The organism is Pseudomonas sp. PDM28, from assembly GCF_019219115.1.
Classification (GTDB): domain Bacteria; phylum Pseudomonadota; class Gammaproteobacteria; order Pseudomonadales; family Pseudomonadaceae; genus Aquipseudomonas; species Aquipseudomonas laurylsulfatiphila.
On sequence record NZ_JAHUWG010000001.1, the window covers coordinates 659,228 to 684,755 of the forward strand.

22 protein-coding genes and 1 tRNA gene are annotated in these 25,528 nt (G+C 60.1%); 8 read left to right on the forward strand and 15 right to left on the reverse strand.

Annotated features, from left to right (window positions below):
* Positions 1 to 78: 78 nt before the first annotated feature.
* Positions 79 to 1,008, reverse strand: a complete 930-nt coding sequence (locus tag KW841_RS03025; RefSeq protein WP_218473426.1) for a LysR family transcriptional regulator — start codon at positions 1,006 to 1,008, stop codon at positions 79 to 81.
* Positions 1,009 to 1,177: 169 nt separating this feature from the next.
* Between KW841_RS03025 and KW841_RS03030 the strand changes: the two genes are divergently transcribed.
* The 4 genes from KW841_RS03030 to KW841_RS03045 all read left to right on the forward strand — a co-directional run bounded on the left by KW841_RS03030 (position 1,178) and on the right by KW841_RS03045 (position 3,626).
* Positions 1,178 to 2,461 carry an aspartate aminotransferase family protein gene (locus KW841_RS03030; protein ID WP_218473427.1) on the forward strand — a complete coding sequence of 428 codons (1,284 nt, stop codon included), beginning with the start codon at positions 1,178 to 1,180 and terminating at the stop codon, positions 2,459 to 2,461.
* Positions 2,462 to 2,713: 252 nt separating this feature from the next.
* Positions 2,714 to 3,070, forward strand: a complete 357-nt coding sequence (locus KW841_RS03035) for a type II toxin-antitoxin system RelE/ParE family toxin (RefSeq protein ID WP_218473506.1) — start codon at positions 2,714 to 2,716, stop codon at positions 3,068 to 3,070.
* On the forward strand, positions 3,063 to 3,383 hold the full coding sequence (locus KW841_RS03040; RefSeq protein ID WP_218473429.1) for a DNA-binding transcriptional regulator: 321 nt from the start codon (positions 3,063 to 3,065) through the stop codon (positions 3,381 to 3,383). Before KW841_RS03035 ends, KW841_RS03040 begins: the two co-directional genes overlap by 8 nt.
* 84 nt (positions 3,384 to 3,467) lie before the next feature.
* Positions 3,468 to 3,626, forward strand: a complete 159-nt coding sequence (locus KW841_RS03045; protein ID WP_003228885.1) for a YqaE/Pmp3 family membrane protein — start codon at positions 3,468 to 3,470, stop codon at positions 3,624 to 3,626.
* Between the two features lie 128 nt (positions 3,627 to 3,754).
* Here the strand turns inward: KW841_RS03045 and KW841_RS03050 are convergent, their stop codons facing one another.
* The 10 genes from KW841_RS03050 to KW841_RS03095 all read right to left on the reverse strand — a co-directional run bounded on the left by KW841_RS03050 (position 3,755) and on the right by KW841_RS03095 (position 14,717).
* Positions 3,755 to 5,581 carry a S9 family peptidase gene (locus KW841_RS03050; RefSeq protein ID WP_218473432.1) on the reverse strand — a complete coding sequence of 609 codons (1,827 nt, stop codon included), beginning with the start codon at positions 5,579 to 5,581 and terminating at the stop codon, positions 3,755 to 3,757.
* Positions 5,547 to 6,719, reverse strand: coding sequence for a pyrroloquinoline quinone biosynthesis protein PqqE (pqqE, locus tag KW841_RS03055; protein WP_218473434.1), 1,173 nt, complete (start codon positions 6,717 to 6,719; stop codon positions 5,547 to 5,549). Before pqqE ends, KW841_RS03050 begins: the two co-directional genes overlap by 35 nt.
* Entirely contained in the window at positions 6,691 to 6,966 is a 276-nt protein-coding gene (gene pqqD, locus KW841_RS03060) for a pyrroloquinoline quinone biosynthesis peptide chaperone PqqD (RefSeq protein ID WP_008051583.1), read from the reverse strand. Before pqqD ends, pqqE begins: the two co-directional genes overlap by 29 nt.
* Positions 6,963 to 7,715, reverse strand: a complete 753-nt coding sequence (pqqC, locus tag KW841_RS03065) for a pyrroloquinoline-quinone synthase PqqC (RefSeq protein ID WP_218473436.1) — start codon at positions 7,713 to 7,715, stop codon at positions 6,963 to 6,965. Before pqqC ends, pqqD begins: the two co-directional genes overlap by 4 nt.
* A gap of 136 nt (positions 7,716 to 7,851) precedes the next feature.
* Positions 7,852 to 8,763 (reverse strand): pyrroloquinoline quinone biosynthesis protein PqqB, encoded by a 912-nt coding sequence (gene pqqB / locus KW841_RS03070; protein ID WP_104450014.1) that lies wholly within the window; start codon positions 8,761 to 8,763, stop codon positions 7,852 to 7,854.
* Positions 8,764 to 8,844: 81 nt separating this feature from the next.
* Positions 8,845 to 8,919 (reverse strand): pyrroloquinoline quinone precursor peptide PqqA, encoded by a 75-nt coding sequence (gene pqqA, locus KW841_RS03075; protein WP_003444522.1) that lies wholly within the window; start codon positions 8,917 to 8,919, stop codon positions 8,845 to 8,847.
* A gap of 157 nt (positions 8,920 to 9,076) precedes the next feature.
* Entirely contained in the window at positions 9,077 to 11,506 is a 2,430-nt protein-coding gene (gene pqqF / locus KW841_RS03080) for a pyrroloquinoline quinone biosynthesis protein PqqF (RefSeq protein ID WP_218473438.1), read from the reverse strand.
* Between the two features lie 38 nt (positions 11,507 to 11,544).
* Positions 11,545 to 12,339 (reverse strand): carbon-nitrogen hydrolase family protein, encoded by a 795-nt coding sequence (locus KW841_RS03085; RefSeq protein WP_217836530.1) that lies wholly within the window; start codon positions 12,337 to 12,339, stop codon positions 11,545 to 11,547.
* Positions 12,340 to 12,351: 12 nt separating this feature from the next.
* Positions 12,352 to 14,034: an NAD(P)/FAD-dependent oxidoreductase gene (locus tag KW841_RS03090; RefSeq protein ID WP_007980300.1), complete on the reverse strand. Its 1,683-nt coding sequence runs from the start codon at positions 14,032 to 14,034 to the stop codon at positions 12,352 to 12,354.
* 221 nt (positions 14,035 to 14,255) lie between these two features.
* On the reverse strand, positions 14,256 to 14,717 hold the full coding sequence (locus KW841_RS03095; RefSeq protein WP_007980298.1) for an Lrp/AsnC family transcriptional regulator: 462 nt from the start codon (positions 14,715 to 14,717) through the stop codon (positions 14,256 to 14,258).
* A gap of 185 nt (positions 14,718 to 14,902) precedes the next feature.
* Between KW841_RS03095 and KW841_RS03100 the strand changes: the two genes are divergently transcribed.
* Both KW841_RS03100 and KW841_RS03105 read left to right on the forward strand, forming a co-directional pair.
* Complete coding sequence (locus KW841_RS03100; RefSeq protein WP_218473440.1) at positions 14,903 to 17,257, forward strand: glucose/quinate/shikimate family membrane-bound PQQ-dependent dehydrogenase; 2,355 nt, start codon at positions 14,903 to 14,905, stop codon at positions 17,255 to 17,257.
* A 184-nt stretch (positions 17,258 to 17,441) separates the two neighbouring features.
* Positions 17,442 to 18,074: a peptidase M41 gene (locus KW841_RS03105; protein WP_218473508.1), complete on the forward strand. Its 633-nt coding sequence runs from the start codon at positions 17,442 to 17,444 to the stop codon at positions 18,072 to 18,074.
* Between the two features lie 86 nt (positions 18,075 to 18,160).
* On the opposite strand, the gene KW841_RS03110 is transcribed toward KW841_RS03105, so the two are convergent.
* Positions 18,161 to 18,460 (reverse strand): DUF3077 domain-containing protein, encoded by a 300-nt coding sequence (locus KW841_RS03110; RefSeq protein WP_218473443.1) that lies wholly within the window; start codon positions 18,458 to 18,460, stop codon positions 18,161 to 18,163.
* Positions 18,461 to 18,922: 462 nt separating this feature from the next.
* On the opposite strand from KW841_RS03110, the gene KW841_RS03115 reads away from it, so the two are divergent.
* On the forward strand, positions 18,923 to 19,288 hold the full coding sequence (locus KW841_RS03115) for a type II toxin-antitoxin system RelE/ParE family toxin (protein ID WP_116582256.1): 366 nt from the start codon (positions 18,923 to 18,925) through the stop codon (positions 19,286 to 19,288).
* Positions 19,281 to 19,586 (forward strand): XRE family transcriptional regulator, encoded by a 306-nt coding sequence (locus KW841_RS03120; protein WP_116582255.1) that lies wholly within the window; start codon positions 19,281 to 19,283, stop codon positions 19,584 to 19,586. The genes KW841_RS03115 and KW841_RS03120 overlap by 8 nt, the downstream gene beginning before the upstream one ends.
* A gap of 72 nt (positions 19,587 to 19,658) precedes the next feature.
* On the opposite strand, the gene KW841_RS03125 is transcribed toward KW841_RS03120, so the two are convergent.
* The 3 genes from KW841_RS03125 to rpoD form a co-directional block, all read right to left on the reverse strand.
* Positions 19,659 to 19,735 (reverse strand) — tRNA-Ile (locus tag KW841_RS03125).
* Between the two features lie 15 nt (positions 19,736 to 19,750).
* Positions 19,751 to 23,497 carry a bifunctional diguanylate cyclase/phosphodiesterase gene (locus KW841_RS03130; RefSeq protein WP_218473445.1) on the reverse strand — a complete coding sequence of 1,249 codons (3,747 nt, stop codon included), beginning with the start codon at positions 23,495 to 23,497 and terminating at the stop codon, positions 19,751 to 19,753.
* 123 nt (positions 23,498 to 23,620) lie between these two features.
* Positions 23,621 to 25,468, reverse strand: coding sequence for an RNA polymerase sigma factor RpoD (gene rpoD, locus KW841_RS03135; RefSeq protein ID WP_007980239.1), 1,848 nt, complete (start codon positions 25,466 to 25,468; stop codon positions 23,621 to 23,623).
* Positions 25,469 to 25,528: the final 60 nt, after the last annotated feature.

Here is a 25,528-nt window from a genome sequence, read left to right on the forward strand (position 1 = left end):
GGAGTGAAATGGATGTCAGGGAAACAGTCTGCAAAGCCCCGCTTCGGCGGGGTTTTCTTTTGCCCGAAGAAAAGTTTCCTAGCTCAGCCCGTCCAGAGCCTGCGCGCTGTTCAAGCGTTCAGCGGGGCCATTGATTACTTCTTCCAGCAATGTCCGCAGCAAGGCCAGCGAGGCCTGCTGCCGTTGCACATCCCGACACACCAACCCGACTTTCAGGGGTACTCGTGGTTCGCTCAGGGGTTTCCACAGCAATTCGTGGTTGCCATGGGTCTTTTGCGAGCGTCCGGGCAGCACCGTCGCCAGGCGTGTGTGCGGCAGGCTGTCGAGGATGCCGGCCATGTTGTTCAGTTCGGCTTGCACCTGTGGGCGACGTCCGAGGTTCGCCAGTTGGGTTTGCCAGATCTGCCGGATTTGAAACTCCTCGCCCAGCAGCAACATCGGCAGCTCGGCGGCCTGGCTCATGGACACTTTCTTGAATTCACGCAGCGGGTGCTCTGCCGGGATGACCAGGGTCAGTTCATCTTCGTACAGCATCACGCCATGCAGACCAGGCTGGCGGGGCGGCAGATAGCCGATACCGATATCCAGAGAACCGTTGAGCAGTCGCCGCTCGATTTCCAGTCCGGTCAGTTCGTAGATCTGCACGACAAGATGCGGCTGCGCCTTGCGCACGCGTTCGAGCATCTGTGGAACGAGGCTGGTATGCACCGTCTGCAATACACCGATGGCCAGGGTGCGCAGCGCCTGCCCCTTGAAGTTGCCGAGCGCTTCGCGTGCCCGTTGCAGGCCATCGAGCAAAGGCAGGGCGTGGTTGTACAGCGTGTGGGCCGCGAGGGTCGGCAACAGGCGTTTGCTGTTACGTTCGAACAGGCTCACATCGAGGTTTTGCTCGAGGTGGCGGATTTGCTGGGACAGCGCCGGCTGGGAGATCGACAGGCGCTCGGCGGCCCGGCCCACATGGCCTTCTTCATAGACCGCGACGAAATAACGCAGTTGCTTGAAATCCATAAGTATTACTTATCGAAAATGCTGGGAAATCGAAATGGCTGAATGCCTTGCCTGAGCCTAGTCTAACCGCATTCACAGGGCTTACAGGGCCACAGAGCGCGATGAATACCCTTTGCTTCGATGGTGTTTACATAGGTAAGGCAAAAAACCTCAAAAGAGGTTTTTTCGCATGAATCTGTTCAGTTTGCGCCGGAGTCCTCCCAGTCTTGATGATCTGGTCATGGACGCCTCCCTGCCTTCCAAAGACAACAGTCTTTCCAGCGAGTACTTGATGCCCGGTGTCGAGCGGCCGAAACAGGTGTTTGTGCGTGGCCAGGGTTCATGGTTGTGGGACAGCGATGACCGTGCGTACCTGGATTTTTCCCAGGGCGGCGGGGCCAATAGCCTTGGCCACAGTCCTTCGGTACTGGTCAACGCCATCGCTGCCCAGGCTCAAGCGCTGATCAATCCGGGTTTCGGCCTGCATAACCGCGGCATGCTCAGACTTGCCGAGCATCTGTGTGCCAGCACGGGCAGTGATCAGGCCTACCTGCTCAATACCGGCAGCGAAGCCTGTGAGGCGGCGATAAAACTGGCGCGCAAATGGGGTCAACAGCATCGCGGCGGTGCGTCGCGAATCATTGTGGCCAACAACGGTAACCATGGCCGTAGCCTGGCGACGATGTCGGCGTCGGACAGTTCGACATTAGCCAACCGATTCGAGCCGCAACTGCCGGGCTTCAGCCATGTCCCGTTCAATGACCTTCCGGCATTGCATGCGGCCGTGGATGAACGGACCGTTGCGATCATGCTCGAACCGATCCAGAGCGAAGCCGGTGTGATCCCGGCCACTGCGCATTACCTCAAGGGCGTCGAACGCCTGTGCCGTGAACTCGGCATTTTGCTGATCTTCGACGAAGTGCAAACCGGCATCGGCCGTTGTGGCACCTTGCTCGCGGAACAGTCCTGCGGGGTAACGGCGGATATCGTCGTGCTCGGCAAGGGCCTGGGCGGCGGCGTGCCATTGGCCGCGCTGCTGGCGCGGGGCAAGGCCTGCTGCTTCGAACCCGGCGAGATGACCGGTACCCATCATGGCAATGCACTGATGACCGCGGCGGGACTTTCGGTGCTCGATACGGTGCAGGACAAGGCTTTCCTCAAGCACGTCGCAGAAACCGGTCAGCACCTGCGTGAAGGCTTGGGGCGTTTGGCCCATCGATATGATCACGGCGAGTTGCGCGGACAAGGGCTGCTGTGGGGGCTGACGCTGTCGGACGATTCCGCTGACGCGGTAGTCAAGGCCGCGCTCTACGAAGGCCTGTTGCTCAACGCCCCGCAACCCGACTGCCTGCGCTTTACCCCTGCGCTGAATGTCAGCAACGCCAACATCGATGAAATGCTCCTGCGCCTGGCGCGCGCCTTCTCCCGAGTACGCACCGCGCAATTGCAGTGCCGCAAAGGGATTGCCGTCTGATCAGACGCGCCCTGCACACATTCCCGAACCGTCTCGCGGTAATACGCACGCCCCACGCCTGACATTTTTGGTGTGGGGCGTTTTTTTGTGGCTGGTTTTTGCCAAAGGCAATTTCGGCTTGAGCGGTTAGCTCATCAATGGCTTTCTAGCGTGCATCGGCAGGGAGTGCCGGTGCCAGCGATTGAACTTTGTTTTGGCGTTGGCTTTGAATTCCATACCACTGAGTGGTATGTTTTTGCGGAAGGGATACCTATGTCTCCGAGGCTGTTCAAGACCAAACGTTTTGCGATGCAGGCCGCCAAGGCCTGGATCGGTGATGACGAACTCCGGGAGGCATTCACCGAAATGCTCAATGGCCAGGCTGACAATCTGGGTGACGGGGTCTGGAAGAAGCGTTTGAATGCCAACCGTCATCGCTCGATTATCCTGGCCAAGGGAGGTGCTTATTGGATCTATCAGTTCCTGTATGCGAAGAAAGATCAGAGCAATATCAATCAGGCCGAACTGATCGGATTTCGGAGAATGGCAAAGACCTACGAAAGCCTGACAGAGAGGCAAGTCCAGTATTTGCTGGATACGAAGGAGTTTGTGGAGATACCTGATGAGTAAGAAATTCAAAAGTGAAGCGTTTGAGTCGATACATGAGTCTGCCAGTGCCTTGTACGCCATCGGTGCAATCAGCAAGGCGACCATGCGTGAATTCGATGAGTCTTGTCTTGCAACGGTGCCGAATGCGATTCCCGCTGAGGAGATCAAGGCATTGCGCGAACGCAACAATGTCAGCCAACCGGTGTTTGCGCGCTACCTGAACACCAGCGCTTCCACGGTCAAGCAATGGGAAGCAGGGGATAAGCACCCCAGTGGCATGGCGTTGAAGTTGCTGAGTATCGTGCAGAAACACGGTCTGGAAATACTGGCCTGAGGAATCGGGCTGAACCCTGACAAACGGCACAGGTCGATTAGCTGTAGGGCTCGAACGAGGCCACCCCAATCAGGAGCTGCCCCCATGGACTTTATTCGCATCATCATCGCCATCCTGTTGCCGCCGCTTGGTGTTTTTTTGCAAGTAGGATTCGGCGGAGCGTTCTGGCTGAACATTCTGCTGACGTTGTGCGGTTACATTCCGGGGATCGTGCATGCGGTGTACATCATCGCCAAGCGCTGAATTTCGCGGCGGCAGGTCGACCGCTTTCGCGGGCAAGCCCGCTCCCACAGGTTCTGTGGCGTGCACAAATCCTGTGGGAGCGGGCTTGCCCGCGAAGGGGCGCCACGGTTTCGGCAATGAGCACGCCTTCAGTCCACTGAATCCATCACCCGCCGATAAAACAACCACTCCTGCTCCAGCGCATGGGCTTGATTGCCGGCCTTGCGAAAGCCATGGCGTTCTTCCGCGTAGTAATGCGCTTCGACCGCAATGCCGTTGTCCCGCAGCGCCGCGACCATGTCGCGGGTCTGTTGCGGGACGACCACGGCATCCAGTTCTCCCTGAAAGAAGATCATCGGCACGCGGATGTTGCTGGCATGCAGCAGCGGAGTGCGGGCGGCGTAGCGTTCGGCGTCCAGCAGAGGATCGCCGATCAACCAGTCCAGATAGTCGCTTTCGAATTTATGGGTCGCGCGCCCCAGCGCTACCGGGTCACTGACGCCATACAGACTGGCTCCGGCACAGAACACATTGTGAAACGCCAGGGCGCAAAGCGTTGTGTAGCCACCGGCGCTGCCGCCGCGAATGAAGGCCTTGTCGCCGGCGATCAGGCTGCGTTCGTTGAGGTAACTGACCACCGCGCAAGCGTCTTCGACATCCACATCACCCCAGCTCAAATGAAGCGCCTGACGATAGGCCCGGCCATAACCGCTGCTGCCGCGATAGTTGAGGTCGGCCACGGCGAAGCCCCGCTGTGTCCAGAACTGGATGCGCGGATCGAGCATCGGGTAGCAGGCCGACGTCGGGCCGCCATGGATGAACACCACCAGTGGCGGTTTCGCCGCGCCGGTCATTGCCGGGTAGAAGAAACCGTGGGCTTCGCCTGAGCCACTGGGGTAGCGCAAGGTCTGCGGGCGGCTGATCCGTTCGGGAGGAAGTGGTGCGATGCCGCCAGCCAGCACCTTCACTTGCCGGCTCTGACGGTCTATGGCGATGACGGCGGTCGAACTGACGGGCGACGCTGCAATGCAATAAATGAACTGCCCATCCATCGCGAGATGGCGGAAGCGGCTGTAGTCGCCGGTGAAGTCGGCGCAGGAGTTGCCGCCTATGCCTAAACGGCCAAACCCGCCTTCGGTCCAACTGGCCAGATAACTGTCGTTGCCCAGCGGCAACCAGGTACTGCCGCCGAGTTGCCAGGGTGCCGGGCCATGGTCGGCGTTGGTACTTGGCAATGGGCTCAGGCCTTTCCCGGATTCCACCCATGGCTGCCAGTAACCACCTCGATCCGTCAGGCAGTACAAGCGACCATCGGCATCAAACCGTGGCTGTTGCACAGACTCTTGAGCACCGTCGCCCGCCACACAACGCGCCTCGGCAAACCCGCCATGGGCGAGGCGTTCGGCAACCATCAAGCGGGTCGCTGTCCATGGCTGATCCGGGCGACTCCATTCGATCCAGGCCAGGCGCCGGGCATCGGGGCTCAGCGTCGGTGCCGCGTAGAAATCAGTACCTTCGGCCAGCAGGTGGCGTGCGCCATCCACCAGATCGATCGCCACCAGTCGGTGTTGGTCGCGATGCTCCTCGACCGCCAGCAGCTGCCCGTTGGCGAACTGCAGGTCGCCAAAGCGGCACGCACCGGACGTCAGTTTTTCGGGTGCTTCGTCTTGCAGTGATTGCCGATACAACTGCTGGTCGGCTTCGTTAACGAAAACGATGCCGTCGCCCGTCAGACAAAAGGCTCCACCGCCATATTCGTACACCCGACTGCGCACGCTGAACCCCGGCGGCGTCAGGCATTTCGCTGTGCCTTCACGCCAATGCCAGATCCGGCACGCCGCGTCTTCGGGGCGGTACTCGTTCCAGAACAGGCCGTTTGGCCCGACCTGCAGTTCGGCAAAATCGATACCGGCAGCCACGGCTTTGGCCGCGCTGAACGGTTCAGCTTTTGGCGATGAGGCGTGAGTTTCGTTCATTGCGAAAGGCCAGTTGGTCGATGGTCTGGGTCGCGTGTTCGGCTTCTTCGCGAGCCTTGAGGATCACGCCGTGTTGTGGCGACTTGCTGCACACCGGGTCGGCGTTGCTGGCATCACCGGTGAGCATGAACGCCTGGCAGCGGCAGCCGCCGAAGTCTTTTTCTTTCTCGTCACAGGAGCGGCACGGCTCGGGCATCCAGTCGTAGCCGCGAAAGCGATTGAAGCCGAACGAGTCGTACCAGATGTGCTGCATGCTGTGGTCGCGTACGTTGGGAAACTGCACCGGCAGCTGTCGGGCGCCGTGACAGGGCAGGGCGGTTCCGTCCGGCGTGACTGTCAGAAAAATACTGCCCCAGCCGTTCATGCAGGCTTTCGGGCGTTCTTCGTAATAGTCCGGGGTGACGAAAATCAGCTTGCACGGATGCCCTTCGGCTTCCAGTTTGGCGCGGTATTCATTGGTGATGCGTTCGGCGCGCACCAGTTGCTCCCGGGTCGGCAATAGCCCGACGCGATTGAGTTGCGCCCAACCGTAGAACTGGCACGTGGCGAGCTCGACGAAGTCCGCTTCCAGTGCGATGCACAGCTCGATGATGCGGTCGATCTGGTCGATGTTGTGCCGATGGGTGACGAAGTTCAGCACCATCGGATAACCATGGGCCTTCACCGCCCGGGCCATTTCCAGTTTTTGTGCAAAGGCCTTTTTCGAGCCGGCCAGCAGATTGTTCACCTGCTCGTCGCTGGCCTGGAAACTGATCTGGATGTGATCGAGGCCGGCCTTCTTGAAATCGCTGATTTTCTGCTCGGTGAGGCCGATGCCGGAGGTGATCAGGTTGGTGTAGTAACCCAATTGGCGGGCTTCGGTAATCAGCTCGGCGAGATCCTGGCGCACCAGCGGCTCACCACCGGAAAAGCCCAGTTGCGCGGCGCCCATTTCCCGCGCTTCACGGAATACCTTGATCCACTGTTCGGTGCTGAGCTCTTTGCCCTGTTCGGCGAAATCCAGCGGATTGGAGCAGTAAGGGCATTGCAGCGGGCAGCGATAGGTCAGCTCGGCGAGCAGCCACAGCGGCAGGCCGACTTCAGGTTTGGGCGGCACTTGCACTGATGAATCAGGCAAGTTCGATCCAGTGCTGCGCACGGGCTACCTCCATGAATTGCTCGATGTCGTCACCGAGTTCGGGTACCCCGGGGAACTGTTGGTCGAGTTCGGCGATGATCGCCGCGACATCCCGTTCACCGTCAATCAAGCCACCGATCAGTGCGGCACTTTCGTTGAGCTTGATCATGCCTTCCGGGTACAGCAGCACGTGGCCTTTCTGCGCCGGTTCGTACTGGAAACGGTAGCCGGGACGCCAGGTCGGGGTCTTGCTGCGATCGAAACTCATAAGGTGATTCCTTTGTGCCAGACCCGTTCTCCGGTCACGCTGTGATACGGCGGGCGTTTCAGTTCGTAGGCCATGCTCATGGCATCGAGCATGCTCCAAAGAATGTCCAGTTTGAACTGGAGAATTTCCAGCATGCGCTCCTGGCCTTCACTGGTGGTGTAGTGCTGCAGCGTGATTGCCAGACCGTGCTCGACATCACGCCGTGCCTGACCCAGGCGTGTGCGGAAATACTCGTATCCGGCCGGGTCGATCCATGGGTAATGCTGCGGCCAGCTGTCCAGGCGCGATTGGTGGATTTGCGGGGCGAACAGTTCGGTCAGCGAGCTGCTGGCTGCCTCCTGCCAGCTGGCGCGGCGGGCGAAGTTGACGTAGGCGTCCACGGCGAAGCGCACGCCGGGCAGTACCAGCTCCTGGGAACGCAACTGGTCCGGGTCGAGGCCGACGGCCTGGCCCAGTCGCAGCCAGGCTTCGATGCCGCCGTCCTCACCGGGCGCGCCGTCGTGGTCGAGCAGGCGCTGAATCCACTCGCGGCGGATCTCGCGGTCAGGGCAATTCGCCAGAATGGCCGCGTCTTTCAGGGGAATGTTCACCTGATAGTAGAAACGGTTGGCGACCCAGCCCTGGATCTGCTCGCGGGTCGCCCGACCTTCGTACATCGCCACGTGGTAGGGGTGATGGATGTGGTAGTAGGCGCCCTTGGCGCGCAGGGCCGCTTCGAATTCGGCGGGGGACATCGGGGTGTCGGTCATCGGGGTTCTCCGGGGGAACAACCGTTGAAATCTTTGGTGTCTGGTCGGACATCATCGCTGGCAAGCCAGCTCCCACAGGTTTTATGTGCGCCACAGAACATTGTGGGAGCTGGCTTGCCAGCGAAGGGGCCCTCAGCTACAGCACAATACTCATGCCGTCATACGCCACTTCAACCTGGCGCCGATCCAGCTCCGCGCGCTCGGGCGAATCTTCATCGAGAATCGGATTGGTGTTGTTGATGTGGATAAGCACCTTGCGCTGGGTGGGCAGTTGCTCCAGCACTTCGAGCATGCCGCCGGGGCCGTTTTGCGCCAGGTGGCCCATCTCCCGACCGGTGCGGGTGCCTACGCCACGACGCTGCATTTCATCGTCATCCCACAGCGTGCCGTCGACCAGCAAACAATCGCTGCCGGCCATGATCTCCAGCAGCGCGGCGTCCACCTTGCCCAGACCCGGTGCGTAGAACAGTTTGCCGCCAGTGTTGAGGTCCTCGACGATCAGGCCGATGTTGTCGCCCGGATGCGGGTCGAAGCGGTGCGGCGAGTAGGGCGGTGCGGCACTGCGCAGCGGCAACGGGGTGAAGCGCAGGTTCGGGCAGGCGGGAATGGTGAAGCTTTGATCGAGTTCGATGCGGTTCCAGTTCAGCCCGCCGTTCCAGTGTGTCAGCATGTTGAACAGCGGAAATCCGCTGCTCAGGTCTTCGTGAACCATGTCGGTGCACCAGACCTGATGCGGGCAACCCTCACGCAGCATAAGCAGGCCGGTGGTGTGGTCGATCTGGCTGTCCATCAGGATGATCGCGCCGATGCCGGTATCACGCAGGGCGCGGCCCGGCTGCATCGGGGCGAAACCCTGGAGTTGGGCGCGGATGTCCGGGGAGGTGTTGCACAGCACCCAGTTCACGCCGTCATCGGAAATCGCGATGGACGACTGCGTCCGCGCCTTGGCCCGCAGGCTGCCGTCGCGAAAGCCTGCGCAGTTCACGCAGTTGCAGTTCCACTGGGGGAAGCCGCCGCCGGCGGCGGAACCTAGAATCTGGACAAACATGGACGCTCCATCATTTCAACGCTGAAAATAAAACGCCTCGGATAACCGAGGCGTTGTGCTGCACATCTGCCAAAGCAGAGATTAGCGGCTTGCGAAGTACATGGTGACTTCAAAGCCAATACGCAGGTCGGTGTAGGCAGGTTTGGTCCAGGCCATCAATTGAACTCCTTCAGGTAGGTGGGACAGCGCTATCTATAGGTTTAGTCCACCTCAGGTCAGAGATGTTCCAAATAGTTAGGTTGCTATGTTACTCAAAATTTCAAAGAAATTGCCCGTGAAACTTTGAGAAAGCTCCTTACCGCCCCGGTAATGATCATTTTGCCGCTTGCCATGGCGTACCTGGGCTGGTGGAACTGGCCAGGCAGCGCCAGCCGCCCTCGGCCTGATTCAGGCGTCGGGCCGCCGCCAGTAGAGCGACCCGGTCAATTTGCAAAATGGCTTCGGGCAATTGCGTCAGATAATCCGACGAGCGGCCGCCCAGCTTGCCCTGCCAAAGCAATTCCGCAGCCTGGGCAGTGGGCAAGGCAGCCTGGGAAAATTGCTCGGCCAAGGTCTGGCGCCCGGCGATGAACCCGTTGTCATCGAGGGCATTGATCAACATTGGCAAACCGCTGAGGAACTGCTCGATGTGTTGCAGCAGATCTGCCGGCGCTACGTTCGGTGATTGCACACCGAACAGTAATCCGGTTGTCCCGTGAATCTGGCGCAGGGCGCTGAACACCGCATAGCCCAGTTGCAACTCCACTCGCAGGCGCTGGTAGAACGGTGTCTGACAGAAGTGCGCAAGCAGACGCCACGCGGCTTCGTCGGCCAATTCCCCGGTCGCGACAGGGCAAAACAGCAGCAGTGCGTGCTCGCTGGAATCGCTGTCGATGGCGCTCCACAGACGTTGTGACGGGAGGGTTGGCGGCGGGGTCAGTTGATTGTCCGGTGTGCCAGGTATACGGCTCAAGGCCAGGCCCATGGCCGCTTGAGTCTGGGCGGACAGGCCAATCGCCAGGCCATCCCAGCGTGCACTCGACCAGAGTTGCTGCGCATCGTCCGTGTTCGCGGTGTGCGCAAGGCAGTGATCGGGCAATACCTTGAGCAGCTGTCGAATGGGCATCAGCGCGACGCTCTCCGGCGCGGCTTGTGAGACTGCAGCGTCAGGTTGTGTCAGCTCTTTCAGCGCATGCTCCAGAACGGTGGGCATCGGCTCCTGCAGTCCGGTCATTCTCAGCAGCCATTCGTTGCCCGAGGCACTGAAGGAAACATCCACACCGGCCTGACGCGCGTCTTCGCACAGCGCTTGCAGGTTATTTTCCAGGCGTGATTGAAGGGCGCTGGCGGGACTTGAGTCCAGACGCCAGCGCAGATAAATCGCACCCTCCGCGCTGTTGTCCGGCAAGGCCTGGCTGAATTGCATCGGCGACCGTTCACGACGGCTGCGCGAGCGATCCTGGGCAAAGGTACGCAGGCCGCGGTGGGCGCTGGTCTGGCCACGAATCAGTCCGGCGTTGGACGCGGGTGTTTCGGTGCGCAGGAACGGGTTGGGTGCGGGCAACTGCCATGGGCCGCTGAAGTTATCCACAGCGCCGATTTGATTGAGGATTTGCTTGAGCGCTGTAACACCTTGACCGGATAACCCGACTTCGCGTTGTTCGCTGTCCAGCCGGGCCAATTGCAAGGCACTGCTGACCTGTTGCTGGCGCTGGTGCAGGGTTGCGTATTCTTCGCGCAACGGGGTCCAGTCTTGCTGGGCAAAAAAGCTCAGCCAGTCCATAAGGCGTTCGTGAATCCCTGTCGGCAACCCATTGGCCGGCAAAGTGAACTCGATATGCAGCAAGGCTTGTCCTGCGAATTGGTACAACGGCTCGGCTTTCAGGTGATCGGCCAGCCCGCGCTCGCGCAGGTCCGCCAACAAGCCACCGGGTTTTGCCGAATTCAGCCAGTAGCACAAGAATGCCAGCGCCTCGGCGCAAGACTCGGGCAGCGATTCGAGGGCGAACAGCCAATCCAGTCGCCGTTCTTCTGCCTGTTGATAACTTCTTTCTGAGCTCGACATCAGTGGCACAGGAGCCTGTTGCTCAATGCTTTCTCCCTTGGCGATGACGTTATCAAAGGCTTCTGCCAGCGTCCTAAGCTCTTCGAGGCTTTGCGGGCCGGCCAGGCTCAACGTCATCTGCCCGGTCTGGTAAAACCGCTGATAAAAATCCTGCAGGGCCTGCTGAAACTCGGGCTGCTCTACAGCCAGGGTGGCGCGATTGCCGGCATGAAAACCGCGAAGCGGATGTGCTTCTGACAGTCCGTCGAACAGCGCAAATTGCTGCTGCGCCGCCGCATCCTGCGACCAGGCGACAAATTCCGCCTGTAGTACTTCCCGTTCCCGCTGCTGATCGTCCGGATTCATACGCGGATGGGCGAGCATGTCTGACAGACGCTCTAGTCCACCGGCAAATGCCTGGGGTGACAGTTCGAAAAAGTAGTCCGTGGTGCGCTCGCTGGTTCGCGCGTTTATCTGGCCGCCATGACTCTGGACGTAGGCCATCAACCCTTGCCCGGCAGGAAAACGCTCAGTGCCCAGAAACAGCAGATGCTCAAGAAAGTGCGCCAGGCCGGGCCACGCCAGCGGCACATCATGGCTGCCCGCGGCGACCCGCAACGCTGCTGCGCAACGCTTCAGATTCGGGGCATGACGCAGCGTCACCCGCAAGCCGTTGGCCAGGGTTTCAGTGTGGGGGCGAGGGTGATTCAGCGCGGGCATGGGCACTTCCAGAACAGTGAAGTGCCAATGCTAGCGGATTAGGACTTGTTCAGCTCGCCGTAAAGCTCGGGACGGCGATCGATCAGGTAGCGATTGGCGGCACGGGAATCGACCATCAACTGTCGATCCAGCTCACCGACAATCAGCGATTCATCCAGTCCCGCCTGAGCGATACGGCTGCCATCCGGCGCAGCAATGCTGCTCTGGCCGCAATAGTGGATGTCGCCTTCATGGCCACAGTAGTTGGCGTAAGCCACATAGCATTGGTTTTCGAAGGCGCGGGAACGCACGGTGACATCGGCGACGAAATCGAACGGAATCATGTTCGCGGTCGGCACCAGAATCAGCTCGGCGCCGCCCAGGGCCAGGCGTCGGGCATTTTCCGGAAACTCCAGGTCGTAGCAGATCAGGAAACCGAGCTTCCAGCCGTTGAGCTCAACGATGGGAAACTCATCGGAACCTGCACTGAACATCGAGTGATCGAGGTCGCCGAACAAGTGCGTCTTGCGGTAGTTGCACACGCGCTCGCCATTGGCATCGATCAACTGCACGGCGTTGTAGATCTGCCCATCCTCGGTGCGCTCGGGATAGCCATACAAGATGGCAATCCCGGTTGCCTTGGCAATGCGTGCGATCTGCTGAGCCGACTCACCGTTGTACACCTCCGCCAACACGCTGACGGCATCGACGCCGATGTTGTAGCCGGTCAGGAACATCTCCGGCAGCACCAGCAGGTCCGCGCCTTTTGCCTCCAGCGCCAGTTGTTGCAGGCGTTGCAGGTTGCCGGCGACATCCAGCGGCAACGGTGGACATTGGTAAAGGGCTACGCGCATTTCGGATTCCTCTTACTCGGGCAGGGCGATCGGTCCGATCTCGTTGAATACATCTCCTGGACCCGGATTCTCGGCGTGAGTTGCACCGCCAAAGTGTTTCATGATGCCCCACACCGCGTTGAGCGAGGTCTGTACTGCGCCTTCAACCCAGGCTGGCGTCCACGAGACGTCGTCGCCAGCGATGAATATCCCGCGCTGTTCTGCCGGCATGTCGTCCTGCATGAAGTGCGCGTACATGCGCTGGTTGTAGCGGTAGTGACCGGGCAGTGCGCCTTTGAACGCACCGAGGAAATGCGGGTCGGCTTCCCAGGACACTGTGATCGGGTCGCCGATGATCCGTGCGGCAATGTCGACTTTCGGGTAGATCTTCTTCAGTGCATCCAGCGCCAGTTTCACGCGTTTTTCCACCGGGTGCGGGAGCATTTTCAGCGCGTCGCTCATCCACGAGTACGACAGGCAAATCACCCCTGGCTTGTCGTCGCCGTTGTCGAAAAGGTAGGTGCCACGGGTCAGGCGATCGGTGAGGGTCATGCTCATCAGGTCGCGGCCGGTTTCCGGATCCTTGTCCTTCCAGAACGGGCGGTCGACCATCACGAAGGTTTTCGACGATTGCATGTAGCGGGTGCGGTCCAGGGCCATCCACATCTTTTGCGAGAACAGGGTTTCGTCGCATTCGATCTGGGTGGTCAGCAGCCAGCTCTGGCACGTGGTCAACACGGCGGCGTATTCGCGGGTGTCGCCCCAGTTGTCGGTGACGGCGAAACGGCCGCCCGGTGCGTGGGCAATCTTCTTCACGCCGGTGCGCGGCGCGCCGCTGTGCAGGGAGCTGAGACTGGTACCGGCCGGCCAGTGCGCGCAACGCTCCGGCACATGGCGCCAGATGCCTTGTGGCACCTGTTCCACGCCGCCGACCACCAGGTGCTGGTGATCGTCGCAGTTGGTCATCACCACGCGGAAGATTTCCAGCATCGAATTCGGGAAGTCAGAGTCCCAGCCGCCGGTGCCGAAACCGACCTGGCCGAACACTTCGCGGTGATGGAACGACAGCTTGGCAAAGGCTTTGGACGTGGCGACGAAGTCATAGAAGGTGCGGTCGTCCCACAGCGGCACCAGGGTGTTCCACAGCTCCTTGAGGCGTGGCACGTCACGGTCGCGAATGGCTTGCTGGATATCGGAGAACTGCGAACCGGCTTCCAGGGCATCGGCCCAGGCGTCAGCCACTTCCTGGAACAGCGCAGGAAGGTCCGACAGCTTCTGTGCGTAATGGGTCTGGCCTTCGAGGTCGATGACCGTGCTGCCCGACGCAGGCGTCAGCGGGTTGGGGAACGGTTTGGTTTCCAGGCCGAGCTTGTCGACGTAGTGATAGAACGCGGTGGACGACACCGGGAAGCGCATGCCACCCAGCTCGGCCACGATGCCTTCGGCGCCGTTGAACGCCTGGGAACGCAGACGGCCACCCATTTTCGAGGCTTCATAGACGACCGGCTTCAGCCCCAGCTTCATCAGCTCATACGCGGCCACCAGACCGGCAATCCCGCCGCCGACAATCGCCACTTCAGCACCGTGATTGTGCTCGGGAATACTGCCCAGGCCAGCCGGGTGTTCGATCCAGTCGTCGAAGGCGAAGGGAAAGTCCGGGCCGAAAATGGTGATTGGTTTTTTACCGTCTGCAGGATGGCGATTGTTCTTGTTCATGGCTGACCTTGCTGGCGACCCGACGCGGAATGCGCATCTGAGTATAGGAAAAGATGCCAGCCATTCTAGAGAGCACAGAACACGTTAATAAGACGCAAAGTGTCGTCGTTTTGCTATTTTATTGGTCGATATGACGATATCGATGTACACACTGCCCATTGTGGGAGCGGGCTTGCCCGCGAAGAGGCCCGACCAGACACCACCAAACCATCGGCACAAACTCAAACCGGCTGCCCCCGATCAATCTTGCTGCTCAAGATGATCGACGTCGTGGTCTTCTCCACCCCATCCACACTGCCAATCTGATCCAGCAACTGATCCAACTGCTCCGGCGAATCAGTGCGCAACCACGCCACATAATCAAATTCGCCACTCACCGCACACAACTGCTGTACCTGCGCCATCGCGCTCAGGCGGCGCAACACCTCCTTGCCGGAACGCGGTTGCACCGTGATCCCGACATACGCCTGCAACCCGCCATCCACCACCCGCTGCCCGAGGCGCACGCCGTAGCCAGTGATCACTTTGGCCTTTTCCAGCCGCGCCAGGCGCGAGGTGACAGTGGTGCGGGCGATGCCCAGTTGCCGGGCGAGCATGGCCACGCTCTCACGGGCGTTGATCTGCAGGGCTGCAATCAACTGGCGGTCGATTTCGTCGAGAACGGGCGGGCGAGTGTCAGGCAAAGGCTTATCTCCAGCGGCATGGATCAGTGCGCAAGCATGTTACAGGCAGATTCTGTACGACGCTCGCGACGGATCCCTGATCTGGCCTCCGTACCGTTCATGACATTTCTGCCTGCGACAAATTGCCATAAGTAACCAGTTAGTACATTATTCCGCCCTTGTCACAAATGGGGAAAATGTCCGACATGAACAATTCTGGGGCTGCCGCCGGCAGCAAATGGTTGCTGGCGGGGCTGGGTGTGCTGATTGCACTGATCGGGCTCGGTCTGGCGGGTGGCGGCGGCTATCTGATTGCGCTGGGTGGCAGCTGGTATTTCCTGCTGATGGGCCTGGCGATGCTGGTGTCCGGCCTGTTGATTGCCCGTCGCAAGCCGCTGGGCGCCTGGCTGTATGGTGTGGCGCTGGTCCTCACCGCGATCTGGGCGGTATGGGATGCCGGTCTTGAATACTGGCCGCTGGTCTCGCGGGTGCTGACCTTCGCCGTGATCGGGCTGGTCGTCGCGCTGATCTATCCGACCCTGGTCCGCGCTTCGGGCGCGACCGGCGGGCGTGGCGCCTACGGTCTGGCCGGCATTCTGGGTGTGGGCGTTGTAGCGACGATGGCCTACATGTTCGTGCCGACCCACGTGGTCAAGGCCTCCGTTGAACCTGCGGTCACGCCGGTCGCGCCAGGCACTGAGCAGAAAGACTGGGCGCACTGGGGCAACACCACCGCCGGCAACCGCTTTGCCGCGCTGGACCAGATCAACAAGGGCAATATCGACAAGTTGCAGGTCGCCTGGACCTTCCGCACCGGCGACATCCCGCAAAGCACCGGTGCCGGTGCCGAAGACCAGAACACCCCGCTGCAGATCGGTGACACGGTCTACACCTGCACCGCCTACGGCAAAGTCTTCGCCCTGGATGCCGACACCGGCGCCCAGCGCTGGAAGTTCGACCCGCAAGGCACCGCACCCAACTGGCAGCGATGCCGTGGCCTGGGCTACTCCGAAACCCCGGCGTCTTCGGACAATCAGCCGACCGCCTGTACGAAACGTCTGTTTCTGCCGACCGGCGATGCCCGTCTGATTGCCATCAATGCCGACACCGGCAAGCCCTGCGAAGAGTTCGGCTACAAAGGCACCGTCGACCTGACCACCGACATGGGCGAAGTGAAGCCCGGTTACTACCAGCAAACCTCGACCCCATTGGTCGCAGGGGACGTGGTGATCGTCGGTGGCCGCGTGGCCGACAACTACTCCACCGGCGAACCGCCGGGCGTGGTGCGTGCCTACGACGTGCGTAGCGGTGAACTGGTGTGGGCGTGGGATCCGGGCAATCCGAACACCACTAAACGTCCGCCGGCCGGTGAGACTTACACCCGTGGCACGCCGAACGTGTGGTCGGCCATGTCCTACGACGCCAAACTCGGTCTGGTCTACCTGCCGACCGGCAACGCAACGCCAGACTTCTTTGGCGGTCAACGCACCGAGTTCGACGACAAGTGGAGCTCGTCCATCGTCGCCATCGACGTGAAAACCGGTCAGGTGCGCTGGCACTTCCAGACCACTCACCACGACCTGTGGGACTTCGACCTGCCGGCACAACCGCTGCTGTACGACGTGCCGGACGACAAGGGCGGCACCCAGCCAGCCCTGGCGCAAGTCACCAAACAGGGCGAGATTTTCCTGCTCAACCGCGAAACCGGCGTACCGATTGCCCGCGTCGAAGAACGCCCGGTGCCACAAGGCAAGGTTCCCGGCGAACGCTATTCGCCAACCCAACCGTTCTCGGTCGACATGCCTTCAATCGGCAACAAGACCCTGACCGAATCCGACATGTGGGGCGCCACGCCGTTTGACCAGTTGATGTGCCGCATCCAGTTCAAAGGCATGCGCCACGAAGGCGTCTACACCCCACCGGGCATGGACCGCGCCCTGCAATTCCCGGGCTCGTTGGGCGGCATGAACTGGGGCAGCGTCTCGGTCGATCCGAACACCAGCTACATGTTCGTCAACGACATGCGCCTGGGCCTGGCCAACTACATGATCCCGCGCGACAAGATCAAAGCCGGAGCCAGCGGCATCGAAATGGGCGTGGTGCCGCAGGAAGGCACACCGTTCGGCGCCATGCGCGAACGTTTCCTCTCGGCGGTTGGCATTCCGTGCCAGAAACCTCCGTTCGGCACCATGTCCGCCATCGACCTCAAGACCCACAAACTGATGTGGCAAGTCCCGGTCGGCACCGTACAGGACACCGGCCCGCTGGGCATCCGCATGCACCTGCCGATCCCGATCGGCATGCCGACCCTCGGCGCATCGCTCGCCACCCAGTCGGGCCTGCTGTTCTTCGCCGGCACCCAGGACTTCTACCTGCGCGCCTTCGACACCGGCAACGGCAATGAAATCTGGAAGTCGCGCTTGCCGGTGGGCAGCCAGTCCGGGCCGATGACCTACGTATCACCAAAAACCGGCAGGCAGTACATCCTGCTGACGGTGGGCGGTGCGCGTCAGTCGACGGATCGTGGGGATTATGTGATTGCCTACGCTTTGCCCAAATAAGGTGATGTAGGAGCGAGCCTGCTCGCGATGGACGTTAACGATAACGCGTGCTGTCTGAATGGCCGCGGCGCGTTCAAGTTCATCGCGAGCAAGCTCGCTCCTACATGATTGTGCGGGGCAACAGGATGGACAGCGACCGTCACTCGTAGTCGAATGCGAGAACGAAGGATCCGAGGCAATGGACATGACGACGAACCTGCCTGCCGCTGTACGCGACCGCGCATTGCAGATCGCCCATCACGAAATGGGGCACTACGTGGTGGCCCGGGCCCTGGGCTTTGAAACGGGTGGCGTGACCCTGACCGTGACCAGGGATTTGCGCCACCAGGGTGGGGCCTCCATTACGCTGGTGCGCCCCATTTTGTCGATAGAAGCCATGAAGGAACATCTGGAAGCCCGGATGATGGTGCTCCTGGCTGGCGCCATGGCGCAGACACTCCCTTCAAAACCGTCAGCCGCAAAACGCGTCGATAAGCCCAAAGCCACCGCCATCCTCAAAGGCGAGCAGGGGGCGGAGCAGGACTACGCAAAAATCAGGGAGCTTCAGCATCTGCTGCGTAACATCGTCTACCCGGATACCGATCCAGCATCGGGTAAGCGAATAACGGCGGAGCTTAAAGCGATGACGGATCGGGTGTGGGGTCGGACGCAAAAAATCATCGAGGATCAGGCCGAGACGATTGCCGAATTGGCTGCGGCGCTGGTGGACGGGATGGCTCTTGTGGAGCAATGGGGGCGGGCGGCGGATACGTATGAGGTGGTGTTCACCGGGCCGATGCTGGAGCGGCTGCGGGAGGTGAAGGCCATACCTTCGTGATGTGTTTGGACTGAAGAGCCCGGTCCTATCAGTCCCAAAAAGGGAACGCTCGGTCCCTTTTTGGGAATTTTCAGGCTCTGTTTATTCTATTGATCTGCTTGCGCTCTCGTTTGAGCAGGTCTGCGCGTCAGCACCTTCACCACATCATCAATCACTGCTTTGCTCATCGTTGTCAGGTAGTGCGCGGCCCAGGCGTGGCGGTCGGAGCCTTGGGTGTAGGCAGCGTCCACGGTCAGGGACTTGGCGAGGTAGAGCAGGTCGGAGGCTTGGGCCAGGGCGTCGGCGATGGGAACGTTGCGACAGACGTGGAACAGTGGTTGATCCGAGAGATACAGGAAGGGGGTTAAGCCGACGGTTTTTAGTTCTGAAGGTGCGGATATGCTCATGTTCAAACTCCTAATTTTTTAAGGAACTGTCACATTCGTTTCCAAGCGAATGGGTGGCAGCTGTGCGCAGGTTGGAAAACCGGGAAACTAGGAAACCGGCACGCCCAGGGACGTCCCACGCACAGCCGCCATAACTCGAAATTGAGGTGGGCAATCTGTTGCGTCTAATTTCGTCGGGTTTCCAAGCCCGATCGCTGAATGCTCAGCGACGTCCGGAGACTATCCCGTCAAAGAAAAGCGCAACAAGGCGGCAAAGTGCCCAAAAGCAAGATTCGGAGTTTGCCTACAAGGTCCTAAGGCGTCATCCGATATTTTGATCAAGCAAGTGTGTCCAGGACTCAACGTTCAGGCGTGGCTGGAAACTGTCATTAACAATTCAGCAAGAAACAGGGGGTGGTCGGACGGCCGCTCAAACCCATAGAGTTATTCCCTTGAGGTCATATTCCTTGGGTGGCATATTGTATGGGCTGGGATGTTGAGTACACCGATCAATTTGGAGGCTGGTGGGAGGGGCTGGATGCAAAGGAACAGGCTTCTGTCTCGGCCAGCGTCGATCTGCTGGAGCTCTTTGGGCCAGGCCTGCGTTTTCCCCATAGCAGCGACATCAAAGGCTCGCGACATGGCAATCTGCGAGAACTGCGGGTCCAGCACGCGGGAAGGCCTTATCGTGTGTTGTATGCGTTTGATCCTCGTCGATGCGCTCTACTGTTGATCGGCGGGGACAAAACCGGTCAAGACCGCTGGTACGACGAGCATGTCCCGCTGGCGGATAACTTGTATGACGAACATTTGGAAACACTGCGTAATGAGGGCCGCAACGATGGCTAAGAAATTTGCTGAGCTCCAAGCTCGAATGACGCCGGAATCTCGCGCTGACGCAGAGCGGCAGTTCCAACAGCATCTTAAAGAAATGCCTCTGCACGAGTTGCGTAAGGCCCAGGAGCTGAGCCAGGAGACCTTGGCCAAGGCGCTACATGTCAATCAGGCGGCAATTTCCAGGATGGAGCGACGAACCGACATGTACATCAGCACGTTGCGCAATTACATCCGCGCCATGGGCGGCGAGCTGGAAATCATCGCAACCTTTCCCGACGGACAGGTAAAGATCGAGAACTTTGCCCATTGAGGCGATAAAACGTCTCTGCAAAAACCGATCTGTCAGACACGAAAAAGCCGCGCAATGCGCGGCTTTCTTGTTTGGTGGGCCCACACGGACTTGAACCGTGGACCAAAGGATTATGAGTCCTCTGCTCTAACCAACTGAGCTATAGGCCCTCAGTAGGTCGCGGATTATAGCGACGGTTTCGCGGCTGTGCTATCCGAAAAAGCCATTACGGTTGTACGAAGAAATGTCGCGGCGAATTCTTCGGCGGGCAAGGGCAGGCTGACGATGTAGCCCTGGATCTGTTCGCAACCCTCGGCGGCGAGGAATTGCTGTTGCGCCTGGGTCTCGACGCCTTCGGCAATCACGGTGAATTGCATGCTGCGTCCGAGGGCGATGATGGCGCGTACGATCGCCGCATCGTGGGGATCGTCCGGCAGGCCGCGGACGAAGGACTGGTCGATCTTGAGGATGTCCAGCGGCAGGCGCTTGAGGTAGCTCAGGGACGAGTAGCCGGTGCCGAAGTCATCGATGGCCAGTTGCACGCCCAGATGTTTGAGTTGATGCAGCACCGCCAGCGCTTCTTCGGCCTGGCTCATGATGAAGTTTTCGGTGATTTCCAGTTGCAGGAATCCGGGGTTGAGGCCGTTGTCCTTGAGTAACTGCTCGATACGACCCAGCAGGTTGGGTTGGCGCAATTGGGCGCCGGCAAGGTTGACCGACAGCGGGCCGGGGCTTTCGTACAGGCGGTGCCATTCGGCCATCTGCCGGCAGGCGGTTTCCAGGACCCAGTCGCCGATTTGCAGGATCATGCCGTTTTCTTCAGCCAGCGGGATGAAGTGTTCTCGCGGCACGTCGCCAAAGGTCGGGTGGCGCCAGCGGATCAGGGCTTCGGCGCCGACCAGGCTGTAGTCGTCGAGGCTGATTTTCGGTTGGTAGCACAGATGCAATTCGTTGCGCTCGATGGCGCGGCGCAGTTCGTGTTCCAGCGCCACGCGTTCGCTGGCCTGGGCGGTGAGGTCGCGGGTGTAGCTTTCGACGCGGTTGCGGCCCTTGGCCTTGGAGCGGTACATCGCCGCGTCGGCGTTCTTGATCAGCGTGGCAACGTCGCAGCCATCCTTGGGATAGAGGCTGGTGCCGATGCTGGAGCTGATGAAAAACTCGTGTTCGCCGGCCTGGAACGGCGCGGCGAAACAATTGAGCAGCTTGGTGGCGATGTTGTCGGCATCACTGGATTGTTGCAGGCCCGGCAGCAGGATAATGAACTCGTCACCGCCCAGGCGTGCCACGGTGTCGATGTCACGCAACTGCTCCTTGAGGCGTGCGGCAATACCCTTGAGCAGCAGGTCGCCCACCGGGTGGCCGAGGCTGTCGTTGATGTGCTTGAAGCGGTCAAGGTCGAGGAACAGCACGGCGCCCTGGCCGCCGTTTTCCTGCTGGTTGTTGAGTGCCGTCAGCAAGCGGCTTTCGAACAGCGTGCGGTTCGGCAGGCCGGTCAGAGGGTCGTGGTGCGCCTGGTAGTCGAGCTTGGCCTGGGCATGCTTGAGGCTGGAGATGTCGGCGAATACCGCGACAAAGTGGGTGATGAACTTGTCACGGTTGCGCACGGCGCTGATGGTCAGCCAGCTCGGGTACAGCTCGCCATTTTTGCGCCGATTGGAAATCTCGCCCTGCCAATGACCTTCGGCAGTCAATTGATGCCACATGGCCGCGTAGAACGCGCTGTCATGCAAGCCCGAAGCGAGCAGTCGTGGCGTGTGGCCCAGCGCTTCGCTTTCGCTGTAACCGGTGATTTCGGTGAAGGCACGGTTGACCGCACTGATGTGCTGTTGGGTATCGGTGATCAACACGCCTTCGGCGGTGCTTTCGAACACGGTCGCGGCTTGTTGCAGTTTTTCCTGCATCAGGTGCCGCTCGGTGATGTCCCGGGCGATGGTCAGCATGCAGTCGTCATCGCCGATCGGCAGCGGACGGCTGGACACTTCACAAAGGCGGATCTGTCCGTCGCTGCGGCGGATATGGCAACTGAAGTCGCGGACAAAACCGTCCCGATGTAGCAGGTCGAGCATTTGTTTGCGTTCATTGAGATTGACCCAGATCCCCAGGTCCAGCACCGAGCGATCCACCGACATGGCGCTGTTGAATCCGGTGATGCGACTGAAACCCTCGTTGACCTCCATCAGCAAGCCGTCACTTTGCCGCGACAGCAGCAGGCCGTCGGGGGACGCATGGAAGGCCTTGGCGAACTTCTCTTCGGACGTTTGCAGTTGTTGCTGGGTTTCCTTGAGCTGGGTGATGTCCCGCACCACGACCACCAGCGCCGGTGTCATGTCGAGGTCGAACGGTTCGGCGGAGATCAGCCCGGTGAACACCTGGCCGTTGCTGCGACGAAAGGGCATCTCCAGGTTGCGGATACTGCCGGCCTGCAAGCGTTGCAACAGACCCGGCCCAACGCCGGGAATCCCCCAGATGTTCAGGTCGGTGGCGGTCAGTCCAATGACGTCCTCGGCCTTGAGGCCGATCTGTTCTTCGAACGCTTCGTTGACCTCCAGCAGGCAACCGTCGCTCAGGCGTGCGATCACCAGAATGTCAGGGCATTGCTGGAACACGGAGGCGAATTTCTGTTCCGACAGGCGCAGCGCTTCTTCGGTGCGCTTGGCGTCGGTGATGTCGATCATCAATCCGCGCATCACCGGCTCATGCCCATGCTCGATCAGGCTGACGATGTCGCGCACCCACAGGCAGCGCCCGTCGGCGGTGATCACCCGGTAATCGAGGCGGTGATCGCGCCCGGCCAGCACTTCGTGATCGCAGAAAGTCTGGGCACGAATCAGGTCGGCGGGGTGAATGATGTTGCGCCAGAAACCCGGAATCAGCCAATGGGAGAGGGGATAGCCAAGAAGATCTTCGGCGTGGGGCGATACATAGCTGTAGGTGTAGTCGGTGACCCTTGCCTCCCAGGCGATGGCCGACAGGCTCTCTACCAGGCCGCGATAGTGGTACTCGCTGCTGCGCAGTTCCTGTTCAAGATCGACCCGGCGGGCGATTTCCGAACTCAAGCGGCGGTTGATGCGGATAACCGCGGCCAGCACCAGGGTCAACAGCAGCAATCCGGGCAGGCCATACACCAGCAGGTCATTCCAGAACGTTCGATGATCAATGACGTTACCGACCCAATGCTCCTGAATGGCGCTGATTTCGGCGGGGCTCATGTCCGCCAGGACTTTGTCGAGAATGCCGACGAGAATTGCGTTGTTGCGGGGTACGGCCATGGCCAGTTGATAGCGATAGGGGGTTTCACCGCTGACATACAGCCCATCGAGCTTGAGTTGGCGCAGGCTCCAGACGCTGGACGCCAGATCGCCCACCACCGCATCCACTGCACCCGTGGCCAGCGCCTGTAACGCCGAGCTGACGTTCGGCATCGCCACCAGGTTCAGGTCGGGATTGTGGGTGCGCAGCAGTTCGTGGGGGGCATAGTTTTCCACCACGGCGATTTTCAGGCCATACAGGTCTTGCAGGTTGTGTGGTTGGGCGCCCCTGACATGGGCCAGGATGACGATCGGAAAATCCAGATAGGGGCGGGTGAACGACAGGTATTTCTGGCGTTCCGGGGTCGACATGATGCCCGGCAGCAGATCGATTTTGCCCTTTTTGGCTTGTTCCAGGACGGCGGTCCAGCTCACCGGCTCAATGGGCGTGAGTCGGGTTTTCAGCCTTTGGCGAATGACCTCGATGTAATCCGCGGCAAGGCCCTGGTAGCGGCCCTCATCGTCGCGAAACTCGAAGGGCGGCCACGATGCATCGACACCCAGGCGCAAGTCCGGGTGAGCCGCCAGCCAGCTACGTTCATCCTCAGTTAGAGTCAGCGCGCCAGCCGTTGCGGTCCAGGTCATCAGCGACAGCAAAAAAAGCACGGTCGGCAGTCTGGGCATAACGGTCTCGTTATGGCTCTGGGGAATGTTTCGAGTGTAGACGGGCTACAGGGCGCAGGGGGGGTGTGGAGATATTAATCTGCCATAAAACAAAACCCCCGGCCTGGGCCGGGGGTTTTGTGATTACTCGTCGAGGAAGGAGCGTAGATGCTCGCTTCTCGTCGGGTGGCGCAGCTTGCGCAACGCCTTGGCTTCGATCTGACGAATCCGCTCACGGGTCACGTCAAACTGCTTACCAACCTCTTCGAGGGTGTGGTCGGTATTCATGTCGATACCGAAGCGCATGCGCAGTACCTTGGCTTCACGGGCAGTGAGGCCGGACAGCACTTCGCGAGTCGCTTCTTTCAGGCTCTCAACGGTTGCAACATCGATTGGCGACTGCATGGTCGAGTCTTCGATGAAGTCACCCAGATGGGAGTCTTCGTCATCACCGATCGGCGTTTCCATGGAGATCGGCTCTTTAGCGATCTTCAATACCTTGCGGATCTTGTCCTCAGGCATTTCCATGCGTTCGCCCAGCTCTTCCGGGGTCGGTTCGCGACCCATTTCCTGCAACATCTGCCGGGAAATGCGGTTGAGCTTGTTGATCGTCTCGATCATGTGCACCGGAATACGGATGGTGCGGGCCTGGTCGGCGATCGAGCGAGTGATCGCCTGACGGATCCACCAGGTGGCATAAGTCGAGAACTTGTAGCCGCGGCGGTATTCGAACTTGTCTACCGCTTTCATCAAGCCGATGTTGCCTTCCTGGATCAGATCGAGGAATTGCAGGCCACGGTTGGTGTACTTCTTGGCGATCGAGATCACCAGACGCAAGTTGGCTTCAACCATCTCTTTCTTCGCGCGGCGGGCCTTGGCCTCACCGATCGACATGCGACGGTTGATGTCCTTGATCTCGGCGATGGTCAAACCGGTTTCGGTTTCCAGCGCGGTCAGCTTCTGCTGGCAACGGACGATGTCCGGCTGCAGACGACCAATGGCTTCAGCGTATTTGCTTTTGCCTTTGGCCAGGGCATCACTCCAGCTTTCGTCGACTTCGTTGCCCGGGAACTGGCGCAGGAAGTCTGCACGCGGCATGCGCGCATCACGAACGCAGAGCTGCATGATTGCACGCTCTTGCTGACGCAGGCGATCCAGGGCACTGCGAACACGCTCGACCAGGGCTTCGAATTGCTTCGGTACCAGTTTGATCGGCATGAACAGGTCGGCCAGGGCCAGCAACTCGGCAATCGCTGCCTTGTTGTGACGACCGTGCTTTTTCAGTGCCTTGCGGGTGATTTCCATCTGATCGGCCACAGCGCCAAAACGCTGGGCGGCGATGATCGGATCCGGACCGCTTTCGGCTTCTTCCTCGTCATCCGAGGCTTCACCGTCTTCGTCGTCGGTGTCGTCATCCGCCTTGACGGCTTTCGCGTCAATCGGTGGCGGCACTTCTGCCGCAGGCGGCGCGATGCCGTCGTCCGGGTCGATATAACCGCTCAGGACGTCGGACAGGCGGCCACCTTCGGTGGTGACGCGGGTGTACTCGGAGAGAATATGATCAACCGTGCCAGGGAAGTGCGCGATGGCGCTCATCACCTCACGGATGCCCTCTTCAATACGCTTGGCGATTTCAATTTCGCCTTCACGCGTGAGGAGCTCCACCGTACCCATTTCGCGCATGTACATGCGCACCGGGTCGGTAGTGCGACCAATGTCGGTCTCGACCGCAGCCAACGCTGCAGCGGCCTCTTCGGCTGCGGCTTCGTCGGTATCGGCGTCGGCCAGCATAAGGGAATCCTTATCTGGCGCAACCTCGAATACGTTGATCCCCATGTCATTGATCATGCGGATGATGTCTTCCACCTGTTCCGGATCTGAAATATCCTCCGGCAGGTGGTCGTTGACCTCCGCGTAAGTCAGGTAGCCCTGCTCACGACCAAGTGTGATCAACTCTTTGATACGAGACTGCTGTTGCGCTTTTCCGGACATAACACCCTATCCACTGAAGGTCTTGGCGGGCAAAAAACAAGCCGAGGATTATACCTGAGC